The 2,990-nt window shown below is 41.0% G+C and carries 3 protein-coding genes; 2 read left to right on the top strand and 1 reads right to left on the bottom strand.

The features are described from left to right. The first annotated feature begins 344 nt into the window (after positions 1-344). Positions 345-1,307, top strand: a complete 963-nt coding sequence (locus EWV84_RS15835; protein WP_287078773.1) for a hypothetical protein — start codon at positions 345-347, stop codon at positions 1,305-1,307. Further along, a complete protein-coding gene (locus EWV84_RS15830; RefSeq protein WP_287078772.1) occupies positions 1,304-1,714 on the top strand; it encodes a PIN domain-containing protein in 411 nt (136 codons plus the stop codon). Before EWV84_RS15835 ends, EWV84_RS15830 begins: the two co-directional genes overlap by 4 nt. Here the strand turns inward: EWV84_RS15830 and EWV84_RS15825 are convergent, their stop codons facing one another. Beyond that, positions 1,715-2,773 (bottom strand): potassium channel family protein, encoded by a 1,059-nt coding sequence (locus EWV84_RS15825; protein WP_286826474.1) that lies wholly within the window; start codon positions 2,771-2,773, stop codon positions 1,715-1,717. Between the last annotated feature and the right edge of the window lie 217 nt (positions 2,774-2,990).

Genomic DNA, 2,990 nt, shown 5'->3' with positions numbered 1-2,990 from the left:
TAAGACCAGAACAGAGTAAATCTGTTAAGGCAGGTGCGAAAAATCCTTCGGGAAAGAAGCAGAAACTCAAATCGTGAGGTTTGGGAATCACCGTCCGTTTACGGCGGTGAGGATGTCAACCTCAATTTCTGAATTCCTCACAGATGTTGGATTGAGGAGCAAGGAACCAGTAGTCTCCGAGTCAGGGGAATTAAGAGTGAACAGTAATCAATCTATCTCCCTCAGAGGCTATAGTAACTATAATCACCCCTTCAGACCCCAAAATCCTTACAATGGAGGTTTAGGGCTGATGATTTTGACTACTCATTTCTGTGTGATCGTCAGTCTTAGGAGCGTTAAATACGATGAATAGTCTGCCAAGTTCGGTCGAACGGGAAAATTTAGGGCAAATTTTGTTAGAAAATCTACAAGATATTACCGATAAACTTGCTCAAATTGCCAACGATTCCGATCAGATAATACTGGATAATTTACTACAGGAAACTAAGATTTTACTCGATCGAGTTAAGGATAACTCTAAAACTTATCAAGCAAGAGCCGATATATTTGGGCGAATTAATCAACTCTGGTTTCAGGTATGGAAACAGTATAGAGATGAGGATTCAGCACTGGAATTAATCCGATATATAGACCAATTTACTAATCAAATTACTGCCTATAATCAATTATTTATCGGCCTTGCTCAGATCAATGAGGGAAAGACTGGTGAGGAAAAAGCCGATTTAATCAGAGTGGTGGAAGGTTCACGCATTCTCTCAGAAACGATAGATGTGTTTATTGATATGTTTGCCGATTCAGAACTAGAGCAAATTAACAAGTTTGCTCAGAATGCTCTCTCGGTTTCTAGTCGTACTATAACCGAATATTTCCAAGATACTGACAAATCTTTAGTCACCCAACTGAGAGCTTATAGTAGTTTAATAATTTTCAGAATTCAAGAGCGATTTAATCCTAAGAATGTATCCTCAGAAACTACTTCTCATTCCCTAACAGATAATTTCAATGATCTTGATGCCTCTAGACAAAATTTAACAGGTTTGGTCGATTTGGAAACTGAAAAATCTTCGTCTGAAAACTGGTTAGATAATCTTTCTGGATCAATTTCTGATCAGGAGGCTTTTCAGAAAGCATTAGAATATGGTCGTGTTTTTCGTCAGAATGTATCCTCAGAAACTACCTCTCATTCCCTAACAGATGATTTAAGCGATCTTGATCCTTGGACAAGAGACTTAGTGGGGGTTGTCGATTTAGGCTCAGAAGACCCAAAAGAATCGTATATTGATTATTTAGTGGAGAAGTATCGGTGAAACGAGTCTTATTCGATAGTGATGTATTGCTAGATGTTTTGGGTAAGCGTGAACCACATTTTCAAGCATCTGTACAAGCATTAAATACAGTTAAGACAGGTAAAACTCAAGGATATATTTCTGGTCATGCCGTCACTAATATTTATTATATTTTGTCAAGAGAAAACGGAAGAGAATTCTCAAGAAAATTGGTGATAAGTCTTCTAGAGAATTTGCAAGTTGCTAGGGTGACAGATGCAATAATTAGGCAAGCATTGACAAGTCCGATGAAAGATTTTGAAGATGCCGTTACCAGTGCCGTTGCTGAATCGGAAAAGCTAGAAATAATCATAACGCGAAACCTAAGAGATTTTGCTGTTTCCCCTGTTCCCGCAATGCTACCAGCAGATTTTTTATTGACCCTTTAACTAATGCTTCGGTAAACGTAAACCATCCGATCGCATGGGAATTAAAATCTGAGTTAAACTGCGTAATTGTTCGGCCGTTCCCATACAAATTAACAGATCCCCGGCCATTAATTCCGTATCGCCAGTCGGTCCCCCTATTAGCGTACCATCAGCCCGACGTATAGCCAAAACTAACGCCCCCGATCGATATCTTAAATGTGCTTGACTAAGACTTAAACCGACACAGGGACAAGTCCTCGGATCGATTAAAAATTCTTCCATATAAAACGATCGATCGGTTCCGGTTAAAATCCCATCAACAAAATCCATCACCTGGGGTCGTAGGGCTGCGGCCGCTAATCTTCTACCGCCGGTAATATAGGGAGATACCACCGCATCGGCCCCGGCCCGTTGTAATTTTTGTACTGCTTCCTCGGTACTGGCCCTAGCAATGGCGCGGATTTTCGGATTAAGAGTTTTAGCAGACAAAACTGTATATAAATTCTCCGCATCGGAAGTTAAAGCGGCCACAATACAAATAGCGCGTTCAATTCCTGCCATTTGTAAAGATTTATCTAAGGTGGCATCTCCTTGAACAACAATATAATTTAATTCTTTGGCCCGATTTACCTGTAGGGGGTCTGTATCAATGACTACAAAAGGAATATTTTCGGCGTGAAATTCGATCGCCACCTGTCTGCCTGTGCGACCCAAACCACAGATGATATAGTGTTCCGATAGTCGATCGATCACGCGTTTCTCCTGTCTCTGTTTGAGTCCCTCTTGAAAATAGCCTTGAATTAAAGCTTCGGTCAAGCGATTAACAATATAACCGATCGTGATTACTCCCATCACGATCAAAACCATTGTAAACAGTCGTCCCCGTTCACCTAGGGGATTAATTTCGCCAAAACCGACGGTAGCGAGGGTACTAATCGTCATATAGGCCGAATCTAGCCAACTCCAACCCTCGATCAGATGATACCAAAGCGTACCCAGCAAAAATACCACAATCAGGGCAAAAATTCCCCCGATTAATTCCTGACGCAGCCGACGATATTTATCTTCACTGATAGACAAGCAAAATTCACCCCTAAGACTGTCTAGTAAATTACAATAAAATCAGTTTTTAATCTAAATAACCCGTCCTTCTCAGACGGATTTGATTATAATTTCCCCTATCTCAAGGTCGCGAGAGGACTCCCGTTAGAGCCGCCCTTGCTTAAAGGGAGATGAATCGCGACCAAAATGAAACTAACGCGGTAGCGTTTCCACTTTCGAGGGATTTCGCTAGAAT

It is taken from the genome of Microcystis sp. M_QC_C_20170808_M3Col, from assembly GCF_007095505.1.
Lineage (GTDB): Bacteria > Cyanobacteriota > Cyanobacteriia > Cyanobacteriales > Microcystaceae > Microcystis.
The sequence above is the reverse complement of the archived record's forward strand: the minus strand, read 5'-3'. Positions and strand labels throughout refer to the sequence as shown.